12 protein-coding genes are annotated in these 15,562 nt (G+C 74.0%); 8 read left to right on the forward strand and 4 right to left on the reverse strand.

What is annotated here, in order from left to right; all coding sequences use genetic code 11:
* Positions 1–30 precede the first annotated feature (30 nt).
* From AC5L36_RS26955 to AC5L36_RS26980, 6 genes are read left to right on the forward strand one after another with little or no spacing between them, the layout of a single operon-like run.
* Positions 31–1,749 (forward strand): dihydroxyacetone kinase family protein, encoded by a 1,719-nt coding sequence (locus AC5L36_RS26955; protein WP_441223065.1) that lies wholly within the window; start codon positions 31–33, stop codon positions 1,747–1,749.
* Positions 1,746–2,216 carry a ribose-5-phosphate isomerase gene (locus tag AC5L36_RS26960; protein ID WP_441223066.1) on the forward strand — a complete coding sequence of 157 codons (471 nt, stop codon included), beginning with the start codon at positions 1,746–1,748 and terminating at the stop codon, positions 2,214–2,216. Before AC5L36_RS26955 ends, AC5L36_RS26960 begins: the two co-directional genes overlap by 4 nt.
* A complete protein-coding gene (locus AC5L36_RS26965; protein WP_441223067.1) occupies positions 2,210–2,920 on the forward strand; it encodes a triose-phosphate isomerase family protein in 711 nt (236 codons plus the stop codon). The genes AC5L36_RS26960 and AC5L36_RS26965 overlap by 7 nt, the downstream gene beginning before the upstream one ends.
* Positions 2,917–3,690, forward strand: coding sequence for a sugar phosphate isomerase/epimerase family protein (locus AC5L36_RS26970; protein WP_441223068.1), 774 nt, complete (start codon positions 2,917–2,919; stop codon positions 3,688–3,690). The genes AC5L36_RS26965 and AC5L36_RS26970 overlap by 4 nt, the downstream gene beginning before the upstream one ends.
* On the forward strand, positions 3,687–4,529 hold the full coding sequence (locus tag AC5L36_RS26975) for a phosphogluconate dehydrogenase C-terminal domain-containing protein (protein WP_441223069.1): 843 nt from the start codon (positions 3,687–3,689) through the stop codon (positions 4,527–4,529). Before AC5L36_RS26970 ends, AC5L36_RS26975 begins: the two co-directional genes overlap by 4 nt.
* 24 nt (positions 4,530–4,553) lie before the next feature.
* On the forward strand, positions 4,554–5,576 hold the full coding sequence (locus AC5L36_RS26980) for a LacI family DNA-binding transcriptional regulator (protein WP_441223070.1): 1,023 nt from the start codon (positions 4,554–4,556) through the stop codon (positions 5,574–5,576).
* Between the two features lie 581 nt (positions 5,577–6,157).
* On the opposite strand, the gene AC5L36_RS26985 is transcribed toward AC5L36_RS26980, so the two are convergent.
* The 3 genes from AC5L36_RS26985 to AC5L36_RS26995 form a co-directional block, all read right to left on the reverse strand.
* A complete protein-coding gene (locus AC5L36_RS26985; RefSeq protein ID WP_441223071.1) occupies positions 6,158–7,240 on the reverse strand; it encodes an aldo/keto reductase in 1,083 nt (360 codons plus the stop codon).
* Positions 7,241–7,362: 122 nt separating this feature from the next.
* Positions 7,363–9,420 (reverse strand): TPM domain-containing protein, encoded by a 2,058-nt coding sequence (locus AC5L36_RS26990; RefSeq protein ID WP_441223146.1) that lies wholly within the window; start codon positions 9,418–9,420, stop codon positions 7,363–7,365.
* Between the two features lie 245 nt (positions 9,421–9,665).
* Positions 9,666–12,770 (reverse strand): discoidin domain-containing protein, encoded by a 3,105-nt coding sequence (locus tag AC5L36_RS26995; RefSeq protein WP_441223072.1) that lies wholly within the window; start codon positions 12,768–12,770, stop codon positions 9,666–9,668.
* A 166-nt stretch (positions 12,771–12,936) separates the two neighbouring features.
* On the opposite strand from AC5L36_RS26995, the gene AC5L36_RS27000 reads away from it, so the two are divergent.
* A complete protein-coding gene (locus AC5L36_RS27000) occupies positions 12,937–13,953 on the forward strand; it encodes a glycerophosphodiester phosphodiesterase family protein (protein ID WP_441223073.1) in 1,017 nt (338 codons plus the stop codon).
* Positions 13,954–13,974: 21 nt separating this feature from the next.
* Here AC5L36_RS27000 and AC5L36_RS27005 read toward each other — a convergent pair whose 3' ends face one another.
* Positions 13,975–14,661, reverse strand: a complete 687-nt coding sequence (locus AC5L36_RS27005; protein WP_441223074.1) for a GntR family transcriptional regulator — start codon at positions 14,659–14,661, stop codon at positions 13,975–13,977.
* 98 nt (positions 14,662–14,759) lie between these two features.
* Between AC5L36_RS27005 and AC5L36_RS27010 the strand changes: the two genes are divergently transcribed.
* On the forward strand, positions 14,760–15,560 hold the full coding sequence (locus tag AC5L36_RS27010) for an FAD binding domain-containing protein (protein ID WP_441223075.1): 801 nt from the start codon (positions 14,760–14,762) through the stop codon (positions 15,558–15,560).
* Positions 15,561–15,562: the final 2 nt, after the last annotated feature.

Raw genomic sequence — 15,562 nt, forward strand, 5'->3', positions numbered from 1 at the left:
TTGACACGTTTCAATCACGGAGGTGCGCTCGTGACCCGCTTGGCAAACGACCCGGCACGCTTCGCGGAGGAGTCCGCCGCGGGGTTCGCGCGGGCGTTCGGGGCGTGGGTGCGCCCCGTGCCGGGCGGAGTGGCGCGCCGCACCGTCGAGCCGGCTCCGCACGTCGCGCTCGTCGTGGGCGGTGGCTCCGGGCACTACCCGGCGTTCGCGGGCCTGGTCGGGCCCGGGCTCGCGAGCGCCGCCGCCATGGGCGACCTCTTCGCCTCGCCCTCGGCCCAGCAGGTCTACAGCGTGGCCCGCGCCGCCGACCGCGGCCGGGGCGTGCTGCTCGGCTACGGCAACTACGCGGGCGACGTGCTCAACTTCGACCAGGCACAGGCCCGGCTGCGCGCCGACGGCGTACCGTGCGAGACCGTCCTGGTCACCGACGACATCTCCAGCGCACCCCCGGGCGACCGCGCGCTCCGTCGTGGGATAGCCGGTGGCCTTTTCGTGTACAAGGTGGCCGGCGCCGCCGCGGCGGAAGGGCGCCCGCTCGACGAGGTGGCCCGGGTGGCGCGGCGGGCCAACGACCGCACCCGCACGCTCGGCGTGGCCTTCGGCGGGTGCACGCTGCCGGGCGCGGGCGAGCCGCTGTTCACCGTGCCGGCCGGGCGGATGGCCGTCGGCATGGGCATCCACGGCGAGCCCGGCATCGAGGAGGCCGACGTGCCCACCGCGGACGAGCTGGCCGGCCGGCTCGTCGACGCGCTGCTGGCCGAGCTTCCCGAGGACCTGACGGCGGCGCGGGACGGGCGGGCGGTCGCGATCCTCAATGGACTCGGCGCGGTCAAGTACGAGGAGCTTTTTGTGCTGTACGGCGCGGTCGCCGAGCGCCTCGACGCGGCCGGCGTCCACATCGTCGAGCCGGAGGTCGGCGAGCTCGTCACCAGCCTCGACATGGCCGGCGTCTCGCTCACCCTGTGCTGGCTCGACGACGAGCTGGAGCCACTGTGGAGGGCCGCGGCCGACACGCCCGCCTACCGCAAAGGCACCGTCGCCACGGGCACTGTGCCCGCCGGCGGTGAGGCACCCGTGCGTACCAGGGAAATAGAGAGCGCCCCCGAGGCCGGCCGGCGGGGCGCCGCGGCGGTGCGGGACGCCCTCGCCGCCGCGGTCCGGGTCCTGGGCGAGCACGCCGACCACCTCGGCCGGCTCGACGCGGTGGCCGGCGACGGCGACCACGGCATCGGCATGCGGCGCGGCGCGGAGGCGGCCTTCGAGGCGGCCGGGCGGGTGGTGGCCGCGGGCGGCGGCACCGGCACCGCGCTGCGCCTCGCCGGCGACGCCTGGGCGGATCGGGCCGGCGGCACCTCCGGGGCGCTGTGGGGCGTGGGCCTGCGCGCGCTCGGCGAGGTGGTCGGCGACCGGGACGAGCCGGCGGCGGCCGCGCTCGCGCTCGCGGTCGCCGCCGCGACGGACGCCATCGTGGACGCCGGCGGCGCGAAGGTCGGCGACAAGACGATGGTCGACGTGCTGGTGCCGTTCCGGGACGCGTTCGAGGCCGCAGCGGCCGGCGGGGCGCGGACCGCGCTCGAAGCGGCCGTGCCGGTGGCGGAGCGGGCCGCCCGCGCGACCGCGGCCCTCCTGCCGCGGAAGGGCCGGGCGCGGCCGCACGGGGAGCGGAGCCGCGGCACCCCCGACCCGGGCGCGACGTCGCTGGCGCTGCTGCTGCGCGCGCTTCTGGACACAGTGGAGGCACAGGCATGAGAAGTCGCTGGCGGATCGTGGTCGGCTCGGACGACGCCGGATACGACTACAAGGAGGTCCTCAAGCGGGATCTCGAGTCGAGCGAGCTCGTCGAGTCCGTGGTGGACGTCGGGGTGGCCGCCGACGGGCGCACCGCCTACCCGCACATCGCGGTCGCCGCCGCCCAGCTGGTCGCGGACGGCAAGGCCGACCGGGCCCTGCTGGTCTGCGGCACCGGGCTGGGCGTCGCCATCGCGGCCAACAAGGTGCGGGGCGTGCGGGCGGTGACCGCGCACGACTCGTACTCGGTGGAGCGCGCCGTGCTCAGCAACAACGCCCAGGTGCTCGCGCTCGGTCAGCGCGTGGTCGGCCTGGAGCTGGCCCGCCGCCTGGCCCGCGAGTGGCTGACCCACCGCTTCGACGAAAGCTCGCCCTCGGCGGAGAAGGTGCGCGTGCTCGACGGCTACGACGCGGAGGCCCCATGCTGACGATCGGGGTCAGCCTCAAGCTCTACGTCGACATCCCGTCCACACTCGACTGGTGCGAGCGGGTGGTGGCGCTGGCCGCCGACCGTCCGGCCATCGTGGACGGTCGCGTACGGCTGTGGGTGGCGCCGAGCCTGCCCGCGATCCCGCTGGTGCTCGACCGGGTGCGCGGCTCGGCGCTCGCGGTCGGCGCACAGGACCTGTTCTGGGCCGAGCGGGGGCCGTACACGGGCGCGGTCAGCGGCGCCGACCTCGCCGCGCTCGGCTGCCGGTACGCGGTCGTGGGGCACGCCGAGCGCCGCCGCCTCTTCGGCGAGGACGACACGGTGGTGGCGGCCAAGACGGCGGCCGCGCTCCGCAGTGGACTGACGCCGGTGATCTGCGTCGGTGAGACGTCACCCGGGCCGGGGGCGGCCTGCGAGTGCCTGCGGCAGCTGGACGCGGCCGCTGCGGCGGCTCCCGCGATCGTCGCCTACGAGCCCGTCTGGGCGATCGGTGCCGCCGAGCCGGCCGGCCCGGACCACATCGCGGCCATCTGCCACGCGCTGCGCGGCGGCGGGCACCCCGTCATCTACGGCGGCAGCGCCGGACCCGGCCTGCTGACCAAGCTCGGCGGCGCGGTGGACGGCCTGTTCCTGGGCCGGTTCGCGCACGACCCGGCCGCGCTCGCCGACGTGCTCGACGAAGCGGAGGCGCTGAGCGGATGATCGGCCTCAGCACGTACGCCTTCTTCTGGCAGCACTCCCCCCGCGTCGCCGAGCCGCTGACCGTCGAGGAGATGCTCGACCGGACGGCCGCGCTCGGCGCCGAGGTGTTCCAGATCTGCGACCACCCGGACGTGGCCGGCTTCGACGACGCGCGGCTGGACGCGCTCGCGGCGCGGGCGCGGGACGCGGGCGTGGCGCTGGAGCTCGGCACGCGCGGCACGGCGGTCGCGCACCTCGACGCGTACCTGCGGCTGGCCACCCACCTCCACGCCCGCCTGGTGCGCACGATGGTGACGGGGCCCTCCGCGGAAGGCGAGCTGAAAGCGGTGCTGCCGCGCTATGCGGCGGCGGGCGTGACCATCGCGCTGGAGACCTACGAGCGGGTGCCCTCCGCGCAGCTCGTCGCGCTCGTCGAGCGGATCGACCATCCCCACCTGGGCATCTGCCTCGACCCGGCCAACTGCGTGGCCGCGCTGGAACACCCCGACGACGTCGTCGACGCGGCCGCGCCGCACGTGGTCAACCTGCACGTCAAAGACTTCGCCTTCACCCGGGACGAGGGCTGGGTCGGCTTCCGCCTGGCCGGCGCCCCGCTCGGCGAGGGCGCGCTCGACCTCGACCGGCTCTTCGCACGGGTGCGGCCGGCTGAGCGAGGGATCAGTCAGGTGATCGAGCACTGGCTGCCGTGGCAAGGCGACGAGGACGGCACGGTGGCGCTGGAGCGCCGCTGGACCGCGCACAACCTCGCGTACCTGAGGAGGAGAGCATGAAGATCGCGGTGATCGGCGCGGGCGGCAAGATGGGCATGCGCGTCTCGGACAACCTGGCGCGCACCGACCACGACGTGCGCTACGTGGAGAACGCCCCCGCCGGCCGCGAACGGGTCGCCGCCGCCGGCCGGCCCCTGTCCGAGACCGGGACGGCGGCGCCCGACGCGGACGTGGTCGTCCTGGCGGTACCCGATGTGGCCCTCGCGGCGGTGTCGGCCGCGGTGGTCCCGCTGCTGCGGGCGGGCGCGACGGTGCTGACGCTCGACCCCGCGGCGGCCTACGCGGGCGTCCTGCACCGCCGCGACGACGTCCACTACGCGGTCGCCCACCCGTGCCACCCCTCGGTCTTCCTGGAACGGACGGCGCCCGAGGAGTACGCGGACAGCTTCGGTGGCGTGGCCGCCCCGCAGGACGTGGTGGCCGCGTTCGAGGGCCCGGAGGCGGAACGCGCCGTGGCCGAGGAGGTCATCCGCGTCATGTACGGCCCGGTGCTCGACCTCCACTGGGTCACCGTCAAGCAGCTCGCCGTGCTGGAGCCGACGCTGGTGGAGACGGTGGCGTGCATGGTCGGCGACCTGCTCCGCGAGGCGCTCCACGAGACCGTCCACACGGTCGGGGTGCCCGAGGGCGCCGCCCGCGCGATGCTGCACGGGCACATCCAGGTCGCGCTGAGTAATACGCTGCGCGGTGCCAACCCGTTCTCCGACGGGTGCCGCATCGCCATGGACTACGGGCGCGAGACCATCGTGCGGCCCGACTGGAAGAAGATATTCGACGATGCCGAGCTCGACCGGGTGATCGCCCGGATGCTCCGATTGGAGACCGCGCCCACGCCGTAGGACGCGATCACGTTTACTAGCAGCATGGGGTTCGAGGTGCCGAGAGTTGGGATCCGGGAGGTCGCCGCGGCGGCCGGCGTTTCCATGGGCACGGTGTCGCACTTCCTCAACCACCCCGACCGGGTGTCGGCGGAGAAGGCGAAGCGCATCCAGGAGGCCATCGACCGGCTCGGCTTCGTCCGCAACAACGCCGGCCGCCAGCTGCGGCTCGGCCACAGCACCACGATCGCGTACATCGTGCCGGACGTGAGCAACCCGTTCTTCGCCACCATCGCCGAGGGCGTCGAGCGGCGGGCCGCCCAGGCCGGGCTGTCGGTGTTCGTCGCCAACTCGGGCGGCGACCCGGCCCGCGAAGACTCCTACCTCGACCTCTTCGAGGAGCACGGCGTGCGCGGCATGCTCGTCGCGTCACCGCGCGCCATCGAAGACCGCCTGGCGGCCATCCGCGGGCGCGGCACCCCCTCGGTGCTGGTCGGCCAGCGGGCCAGCGCACCGGCCCAGCCGTCGGTCTCCATCGACGACGTCTCCGGCGGCTACACGGCGGTCCGCCACCTCGTCGACATCGGCTGCCAGCACATCGCCTTCGTCGGCGGCCCGCTCTCCATCCGCCAGGTCGCCGACCGCCTCCAGGGCGCGAGCGACGCGATCCGCGAGTCCGGCTCCGCCACCCTGGAGATCATCGCGAGCGAGCCCCGCGTCATCGCCACCGGCCACAAGGTCGCCGCCGAGCTGATCGGCCGCACCCAGGGCCGCCGCCCCGACGGCATCTTCGCGGTCAACGACCTGCTCGGCATCGGCCTCGTGCAAACCCTCGCCACCGGCGGCGTCGACGTGCCGGAGGAGGTCGCGGTGGTCGGCTACGACGACATCGAGTACGCGGAAAACTCGTTCGTGCCGCTCTCCTCGGTGCGCCCGCCCCACGAAGACTTCGGCGTGGCCGCGATAGACCTGCTGCTCGCGGTGCTCGGCGAGACCCCACCGCCCGAGGAAAACCACCTGGTCTTCACCCCCGACCTGGTAGTCCGCCGCAGCTCGTCCCGCGCCTAGCCCCCCGGGCGGCGCCTAGTGGCGGACGTCGCGGCCCCGAAACTGGGCTACCGCGATGTCCGTCGCGGTCCAGACCGCTGCTCCCGCGGCCTCACCCGTCCGCCGCTGGTCGCGATCACCCTGCGCGCAACCGGCCGGGAGGAAAGGGGGCGTGGTGACGGAGCTCGCGCCAGGCGGTGGCCGACGTTTGTCCACAATGTCTGTTCCCGGATCGGCGATCCGGGAAGGCAACGGGGTTGTCGTCGCCGCGGGTAACCGCCACGAGGGTGCGAGCGGGCGCGAGGTTCGAGATTTAGGAGAGAGTTAGGGCGCTATTTCAACCCTAAGTCTCCTAGATCTCGAAGTCTGGCCCGTTTGGCTGGTTACGCTGCGTCAGGGTGGCGCGGGTGGGGGCCGCGCCGACCCGCTCGGGGCTTGCACCGCGGAGCTGGCAGTGGACGGCCGGGGGGTTCGGCGAGCGCTGCGAGCCGCCGGCCGGGAACGGTGCCCGCGGGAGCATACGGTCCGCAGCTGACGCGGACGTGGGCAAATCTGCCTTGAAACAACGCACGACGAACGGCGACCCTGACCCCGAAAGGTCTCTAGTAGCGGACGTCGCTTTGTAGGAGAGGTGGGTACACGGTGGACGGTTCGCCGTCCACTGTGGTGCCGGCGAACTGGAGCATGGCGCGCAGCGGGCCGTTCAGCGGTGCCGGGTAGTCGAGGTCCGGAGTGGACACCCCGTCGAGGCGAGCCAGGTGTGCCGGGGTGAGGGTCGTGTCGAGGGCGGCCAGGTTGGCCTCCAGGTGCTCGACGCGCCGGGCGCCGACGATCGGGACCACCGTGCCTTCGCGGGCGTGTAGCCAGGCCAGTGCGACCGCGGCCGAGGTGGTCCCCAGGTCGTCGGCGACCGCGGCGACGGTGTCGATGACCTTGTACTCGTCGTCGGTGGGGCCGCCGACGTAGGCCGTACGGGCGGAGTCGGTCACCTGGGCGCCACGGCGGTACTTGCCGGAGAGGAAGCCGTTCTTCAGCGGGCTCCACGGGACCAGCGCCATGCCCTGGTCGCGGGCCAGCGGGGCGATCTCGCCCTCGACGGTGCGGGCCAGCAGCGAGTACTCGACCTGGAGCGCGACCAGCGGGGTCCAACCTTTCAGCTGTGCCATGGTCTGGGCCCGCGCGACGACCCAGGCGGGCGTGTTGGAGAAGCCGAGGTAGCGCACCTTTCCGGCCCGCACCAGGTCGTCGAGGGTGCGCATGGTCTCCTCGACGGGCGTGTTGCGGTCCCAGTTGTGCAGCCAGTAGAGGTCGAGGTAGTCGGTGCGCATGCGGCGCAGGGTCTCGTGGAGCTGGGCGATGATGGCGCCGCGGCCGGCGCCGCCGCCGTTGGGGTCGCCGGGATGCATGTTGCCGAAGAACTTGGACGCCAGCACCACGTGTTCGCGGCGGCCGGGGTGTGCGGCGAAGAAGTCGCCGAGGATCTTCTCGGAGTGGCCGTTGGTGTAGAAGTTGGCGGTGTCGACGAAGTTGCCGCCGCGGTCGAGGTAGCTGGCGAGGATCTTCTCCGACTCCTCGACGCCGCACCCGGCGCCACCGGGGTCCTCGCCGAAGGTCATGGCGCCGAGCGCGAACGGGCTGACCCGCAGCCCCGAGCGGCCGAGGGTGACGTAGCGGTCGAGCGGCATGGCGTGTTCTCCTCGCGTTTCGGATCGGTACTCCCATCGAAACGCCGGGGACGACGCCGGCGTAGACCGATCCGCGCGAGGTCTTGCACGATCCTCCCGAACGCGGGACTAGGCCGGCGGGTTCAGAAGCGGCCTCCGCCGGTGCGGCGGGCGCGGCTGCCGCTGCCGCCGAAGCCGCCGCCGCGAAACCCACCGCCACCCCAGCCGCGTGAACGGCCACCGCCGCCACCGCCGGACAGGATGCCGCCGAGCAGTACGCCCAACAGGACGTCCGTGCCGCCGCCACCGCCACCGAAGCCGGGTGGCGACCACTGGTCCACGTTGGACTGTGCGGAGCGGCCGGCCTCGGCGGCGAGCTGGCTGGCCCGCTGGGCCTCGGGCAGCGCGGCGGCCGGGTCGGACGCGGCCAGCGCCTCGGCGCGGGCGAGGTGTTGTTGCGCCTGGGCCAGCCAGGCGCGCGGCTGGCTGGCGACCGCGCCCCGGCGGGTGGCGATGAAGTCACCGGCGGCGGCCACCTCGGCGCGGGCGGCGAGCAGCGCGTGGTCGAGCATCGCCCGGGCCCGCGCGGCCCGCTCGCCGGCGTCGCGGATCTCGGCGAGCGCGCGGTCGAGCGCGGCGTCGGCTGCTTCCAGCCGGGCGGTCACGGAGAGCGGGTCGATCGTGGGTGCGGCGACCGCCGCTCGCGCCGCCGCGAGGGCCTGCTCGGCGACGGCGACCGCGGCCGCCAGGCCCGCCGTCTCCGGCCGTGACGCGGTGACCTCGGCCGGCAGGCCCGCCGTCTCCGGCCGTGACGCGGTGACCTCGGCCGCCGAACCCGCCGTTGCCTGCCGCGCCGCCCGGGCGGCGGCGAGGTCGGCCTCGACCTCGGCCAGGAGGGCGTCGATGCCGGCTCGCGCGGCGTCGAGGTCGGTGCGGCCGCGTTCGACGGCGTCGAGCAGCGTGCCGGCCTGGTCGAGCGCCTCCTCGGCCGCGCGCACGGCGAGCGCGGCGCGCGGGCGGTCGCCGGCCGCGACGGCCTCGGTGGCCTGCGCGGTCACGGACGCGGCGAACTCCAGCCGCTGCCGCGCCTGGTCGACGTTGCCGGCGATCGCGGTCGCCGCCGGGCCGACATAGCCGGCGCGTACCGCGTCGAGCGCGGCGGACGCCGCCGGGATGCGCGCCTCGAGCGCCGTACGCCGCTCGGTCGCCTCGGCCGCTTCGGCCTCGACCCGGGCCTCCAGGTCACGCAGCGCGTCGAACGCCTCGGACTCCGCGTCCAGCCGGCCGTCCGCCGCAGTGCACCGCCGGATGATCTCCTCGAGCGTGCTTCGCCGGGTCGCCTCGTCCGGGCCGGGCGTCTCGTCGAGCGTCAGCCGCAGCCGGAACGCCTCGGCGACGTCCTGCCGCGCGCTCTCCAGGGCCGCGGTGTACGACGCGGTCGCCTCCGCGCCGTAGCGGCCGGTGGCCAGGGCCAGCTCCTGCTCGCTGGTGCGCAGGTCGTTGTCGAGCTCGACGAGCAGGTCGTTGGCCCTGGTGGTCAGCTCGGCCGTACTCGGCCCGGCCGGTGCCGGCGGGCGTGGCCGGCGGCGCCGCAGCAGCCACAGGACCAGCAGGACACCGGCCACGACGGCGAGCAGGCAGAGCGCGCCGGCGATCCACGTGCCGGCGCCGCCACCGCCGCCGGGGTCGGCCTCGCCCGGCCGGATCCGCGGGCTGGGCACCGCCTGGCCGGCGAGCACGGCCCGGTAGCCGTCGGCGGCCCCGACCGCCGCGCCGGCCCAGTCGTTGGCCGACAGCGCCGGCTCGATCGCCACCGCGGCGACGACGTCGAGCTGGGTGTCGGTCAGCGGGAACTCGGTGTCGAACGCGTACGCGTACGAGCGGTCGCGGGTGGCCACGGCGAGCACCGCGTCGCGCCGGCCGAAGTCGCTGCGGGTGGCGGTCTCGTCGGCCCACTGCTGGGCGGGCGTGCCGTCGAACGAGCGTACGTACACGACGAAGAGCCGCAGCCCGCCGTCGGCCCGCAGCCGGTCGAGCGCGGCCTCCACTTCGGCGCGGCGCCCGTCCAGGGCGCCCACCTCGTCGGTGACCTGGCCGTCCAGGCGCATCGGCCGGTCCGCCCGGGCCGGGGCGGCGAGCGCGAACCCGCCGGTAAGGATGGCCAGGGCCACCGCGACGGCCACGCGGGCCGGGCGCAACATCGACGACACCGGGACAGGCTAGCCCCCGGGCCACGCGTTACGCCCCGCGGTCAGTAACCACCGCCTCCGCCCCCGCCCCCACCGCCGCCCGCGGACAGCGCGACGATGACAATCACTACCACGACCGCCACGATGGCGATCCCCAACCAGAGCTTCGCCCTACCGGACACGCGTCACCTCCCAAACGAGGCGCGATACCCGCCTGCCGGCATAACACACGGGCGGCGTGATCGCCGGGCGGCCCGTCACAGGGCGGCGACGTTGATCTCCGCGACGGTCGTCCAGGCCTGGCCGTCGACCGCGGACAGGGCACGCAGCCGCACATACCGGGCGGGTTTCGCCCGGAAGCAGGCGGCCCGCTCGGCGTTGCCGTTGGGCCAGGTGCCGGCCGCGGCGCGCGGGATCCAGGCGGTGCCGTCCATCGACGTGTACACCTCGTAGCGGGCGATCCGCCCGCGGTTGACGTCCTGCCTGGGCAGCACGTACACGCAGCTGACCGTCCGCGTCGCGCCGAGGTCGAGGTCGATGTTGTGCGGGTGCGGCCGGGTGGCCCCGCTGAACCGCGTGTGCCAGAACGTCGCCTTGTCACCGTCGAGCACGTTTACCGCGCGCCCGTCCGTGCCGGCCGTCTCCTGGCTGTCGAACCCGCGCACGGTGATGGTCGACCGCGGCAGCCGCGCGACCACTCCAACGCCGAGCTCCGCCACCGTGGTCCAGGCGCGGCCCTTGACCTCACCGAGCGCGCGCAACCGCAGGTATCGCGCCGGCTTGGGCGCGAACGCCGCGGCCTGCTCGGCGGCGGAGTTGCCGAACCGTCCACTCGCGACAGGTGTACCCCAGTTGACGCCGTCGGTCGAGGCGTACACCTCGTACGCGGCGATGCGACCGTAGTCGGCGTTCTGCCGCGGCAGGTAGCGGAGGGCGGTCACCGGGTACGTCGCGCCGAGGTCGATGTCGACGTGGTGCGGGTGCGGCGGCGCGGCGCCCTTCCAGCGGGTGTGCCAGTACGTCGCCTTGTTGCCGTCGATCGCGTTGGTGGCGCGACCGTTCTCGCCGACGGTCTCCTGGCTGTCGAACCCGCGCACGCGCAGGTCGGCCCGCGGCACCCTGGTGACCGAGGTGAACGTCGCCGTGTAGGTCGTGGCCGTCTGCGGCGCCTGGACGACGTGGTTTTGCGCGCCGCCGTCGCTCCAGGTGAGGAACGTGTACGAGGCGCCGCCGACCACCTGCGGCGTGACCGCGCTGACCGAGTTGCCCGAGCCCTGGATGACGGTGCGGGTGAACGGCGTCACCTGCGCCGTCGAACCCACCACCACTTGGAGGCCGGGCGGGCTGCTCGTGAACGTCAGGGGCACCGTCCGCGGGTTGAGCCGCATGCGGGTGGTGTGTTCCAGCCCGGACGAGTCGGTCGCGCTGAGCACCAGCTCGAGGTGCGACGGGTACTCGTGGTCCGGCGCCGAGAACGACGCGCTCGCCACGCCGTTCCACTCCTGGTAGGTGTGGACGTGGCAGCTGTCGGCCGCGTAGCAGTGGTGCTGGAGCAGGCGCCAGCGCAGCGCCGAGTCGGGCAGCCGGCCCTGCTGCGGGTCGGTCGCGTGCCCGGTGAACGTGACGAGGTCCCCGACCCGCCAGGTAAGCGCGGCGGTCGGGCTGTCGATGACGGCGACCGGCGCGCCGTTGCCGGACTGGATCGTGACGACGCCCGTGCCGCTCGCGCCGAGCGTGTCGTAGACGGTCAGCCGTGCCGTGTACGGGCCGCCGGCCGGGTAGGTGAAGGTCGCCCGCGCGGTGGTGGCGTCGACGGTGCCGTCGTCGGTGAAGTCCCACTCGTACCGCAGCCGCCCCTGGTCCGCCGGGTCCACATCGGACGACGTGGAGCCGTCGAACGTGACCGCGAGCGGTGCCGGACCGGACGTCGGTGTCGCGACCGGGGTGGCTATGGGCGGCTGGTTGCCGGCGAAGTGGCGGATCCGGCGGACCGTGCCGCCCATGATGTCCACGTAGTACAGCTCGCCGCCGGGACCGACGGCGAGGTCGACCGGTGTCGACACCCCGGAGGCGAACGTGAGCCGGCTGGCCGGGTCGGGCAGGCCGCCCGAGGAGGCCGTCGGGAGCATCGCCCAGATGCAGTTGCGGGTGTAGTCGGCGAAGAAGAGCGCGCCGCGGTACTGCGCCGGGTACGGCCCGTCGTTGGGGTAGAACTGGACCCCGGAGAGGGCCGAGCCGCCGCTGGGACAGGCGTCGTCGGGCACCACCGTGCCCGCGTGGCCGTACGCGTAGTAGGGCGCGGCCGCGCCACCGGCCGTGTAGAGGCTCTCGCAGAGCGGGAGGTTCGCCGCGTCGTACCCGGACTGGCGGCCGGCGCCCTCGAAGCAGGGCCAGCCGAAGTTGGTCACGCCGGCGAGCGGGTCGGCGATCCGGTTGAGCTCGTCCCAGTCGTTCCAGCCGACGTCGCCGACCCACACCTCGTTGGTGCCGGGGCGCATCGTGAACCGGTACGGGTTGCGCATGCCGTGCGCCACGATCCGGCGCGCGTTGGCGTCGCCGCTCGCGGCGAGCGGGTTGCCCGGCGCGGCCAGCCCGGTCTCCGGATCGACGCGCAGGATCGCGCCGCTGAACCCGGCCGGGTCGCCGGTGCTACGCACGTCCTGTGCGCGCAGCGCGCCGCCCTCGTTGGCCGGGTCGCCGCACGGGTTGGTCGGCGTGCCCAGATGCCCGTAGTCGACGTAGTTGTAGCTGGACCCTTCGCCGCCCGAGACGTAGAGCATGCCGTCCGCGCCGAAGTCGAGGTCGCCGACCGAGTGGCTGGGAAACTGCTGGCACCAGCCGCTGACCAGGACCTGCTCGGCGCCGGTCATCACGTTGCCGGCCGCCTGGAGCCGGGAGACCCGCGCGCTGACCACGCACCGGCCGCTGTTGGCACCGCCGACGTCGCCGCAGTTGTCGTGCCACACCGGGGCGGTCTGGCCGGGCGGGGCGTCGTAGGCGTAGAGCACGTAGACCCACGGCTCGGTGGGGAAACCCGGGTGCAGCGCCAGGCCCAGCAGCCCGCGGTCGTTCTGGTTGTGGACGTTGGCGGAGAGGTCGGCGAACGTCGTGGGCGTCGGGTCGGCGAGGCCGTCGTAGACCAGGATCCGGCCGCGCTTTTCAGCCACGAAGACCCGCCCGTCGGGCGCGAACTCCATATTCATCGGCAGGTTGAGTCCGGAGTAGACGGTCTGCTCCTGGAACCCGGACGGCAGCACCACGGCGGCGGCGACCACGTCGGAGGCGCGCTCGACGATCGCGAACGCGCCGGCCGCGAGCACGGCGGCGAGGAGCCCGGACAGGACCCGGCGGTGCGGCGACATGCCCCTCCCCTACGCGTATGGACCGGGAGAATACCCATCGATGCCCGCGCCTCGGCTCGCCTGTTCGCACGATGTCGGCAGACGCCCGTACCAACCTCGTTCGACCTTGTTCGCGGTTGTTCGACCAGGTAGCCAACACATCGGTGGATCGACGCATACTGTCCCGATGCGGGCTACTCGACTTTTCCGGCGGGTCACCGCCACCACCATGATCGCGTCCATGGCCGCGCTCACGGTCGGCGCCGCCCCGGCCGGCGCCGGCGGGCGACCCGTCCCCTGGCCGCAGAAGCGGTTTCTGCACATCGCGCACCAGGGCGGCGAGAGCGAGGCGCCGTCGAACACGATGTACGCGTTCAAGCGGGCGGTGCGCGTCGGCGCCGACGTACTGGAGCTGGACGTCCACTCGACGGCCGACGACGTGCTGGTCGCCAGCCACGACGCGGCCGTCGACCGCACCACGGACGGCAGCGGCCTGATCCGCGAGAAGACATACCGCGAACTACGCAAACTGGACGCGGCGTACCACTTCGTGCCGGGCCGGAACGCGGTGCCGGGCCTGCCACCGGAGTCGTACCCGCTGCGCGGGGTCCGGACCCACGACAAGCGACCGCCGCGCGGCTACCACGCCGGCGACTTCGCGATCCCGACGCTGCGCGAGATCCTCCGCACCTTCCGGCACGTGCCGCTCAGCATCGAGATCAAGGGCACCAGCGACGCCGACACCGAGTCGTTCCTGCACAACGCGCGGCTGCTCGCCGACCTCCTCGCCAGGACCGGCCGCACCCGCGGCGTCATCGTGACCTCGTTCAACGACGCCGCGGTGGCCGAGTTCCACCGGCTCGCGCCGGCGGTCGCGCTGGCGCCGGGGCTCCAGGGGCTGACCAACTACTTCTTCGCCGGGGTACGGCCGATCGAGGGCACGGTCGCCCTCCAGGTGCCGGTCACCTACCAGGGCGTCCCGATCGCCACGCCGGCCTTCATCGCCCGCGCCCACGCCGACGGGTACGCGGTGCACGTGTGGTTCAGCGGCACCGCGCCCGAGGACGAGCCCACGTACAACGCGCTGATCGACGCCTGCGCGGACGGCCTGATGTCGTCGTGGCCGACGCGGATGGAGCGCCTGCTGGACGAGCGCGGCATCGCCCGCCCCGGCACCCCGGGCACCGACCCCTGCGCGGGCTGACCCCGCCGGCCTTGCCCGCCGTCAGCTGACCTGGCGACGGGCCCGGCCGTGGGCGTCGTGCGGCAGGTCGGCGTAGTGCCACTGGTGGTCGCGGGCGTGCTTGCAGGCGGTCTCCAGGTCACCGTCCGCTATGGACCTGAGCAGCTCGGCGTGGTCGCGGGCGATGTCCTTCAGCTTTACCTCGGCGGCCACCATCGTCACCGAGGTGCGGGCCTCGATCTGGAGCGCCTCCCAGGAGAGCTTGAGCAGCTCGTTGCGGGCCGCGTCGACGATGTGCCGGTGAAACGCGACGCTGGCCCGGGCGGCGGCCGCCGCGTCGTCGGCACGCGCCGCCGCGCGCATGGCCTTCACCTCGGCCCGCAGGGCTTCCAGGGGCACGGTGCCGGCCAGCATCGCCAGCCGGGTGGCGGTCTCCTCCAGGGCGGCGCGGACGACGTAGCTCTCCCGGAGCGTCTGCTGCACGAAGTGGCGGACGAACGTGCCGCGCCGCGGCCGGGTCTCCACCATGCGCATGGCTTCCAGGTCGCGCAGCGCCTCGCGGACCGGGGCCTGGCTCGTGCCGTACATCGCGGCCAGCTTGGTCTCGACGAGCCGCTCGCCGGGCTGGATCTCGCCCGAAACGATGCGGACCACGAGTGACTCGCGGATCTGCTGTGCCAGCGTCATCCGCGTGACAAGCGGGGTGACGGCGGGCTCGTCGGGCGTCATGGCGCCATCGTAACCACGTGCTGACCTTGACGTGGCGAGGCGCGCGGTCTTAACGTCGCTGTAACCGATTATCGATAGTCGGTGAAGGAGGACGGTCGATGATCTCGGCAGTGCGTACTCCGGACTCCGTCGCGGCCGCCGTGGGCCACGCCGCCGCCGGCGGCTGGCTGATGGCCGGCGGCACGGTCGTGATGCCCCAGGTCAACAACGGCGCGGTCGGCTTCCCCGAGCTGGTCAGCCTGCGCCGCGCCGGCATCGGCGGGATCGAGCTCGACGGCCCGATCGCCCGCGTCGGCGCGACCACCACGCTCGCCGAGGTCGAGGAAAGCCAAGAGCTGTCGTTCCTGCGCGGCGCGGTGCGCACGGTCGCCTCGCCGACGGTCCGCAACCTGGCCACGGTCGGTGGAAACCTCTTCGTGGCGCAGCCCTACGGCGACCTCGCCGTGTGCCTGCTCGCGCTGGACGCCAGCGCCGACATCACCGGCCCGGGTGGGCACCGGGAGGTGCCGGTCGGCGCGGTGCTCGCCGGCGGGGTCGCGTCCGGCGAGGTGGTGACGGCCGTGCGGCTGGCCGTGCCCGCGCCGGGCACGTGGTTCTACCACAAGGCGATGCGCCGCAAGCTCAACTCGGCCGCCATCGTCGCGGTCGCCGCGGTGGTGGAGACGGCAGCCGGGGTCGTGACGTCCGCGCGGATCGCGCTCGGCGGCGTGGCTCCCACGCCGGTCCGCGCGGTCTCCGCCGAGACCGTCCTCATCGGACGTCCACTGGAGAGCGGCGTGCTGGAGGAGGCCGGGCGGGCGGCCCGCGCCGACATCGCCCCGTTCGACGACGCGTACGCCAGCGCCTGGTACCGCTCGCGCGTCCTCCCCGTTCATCTCCGCAGAGCGTTCCTCGGTTAGAG

The organism is Phytohabitans sp. LZ39, assembly GCF_059359075.1.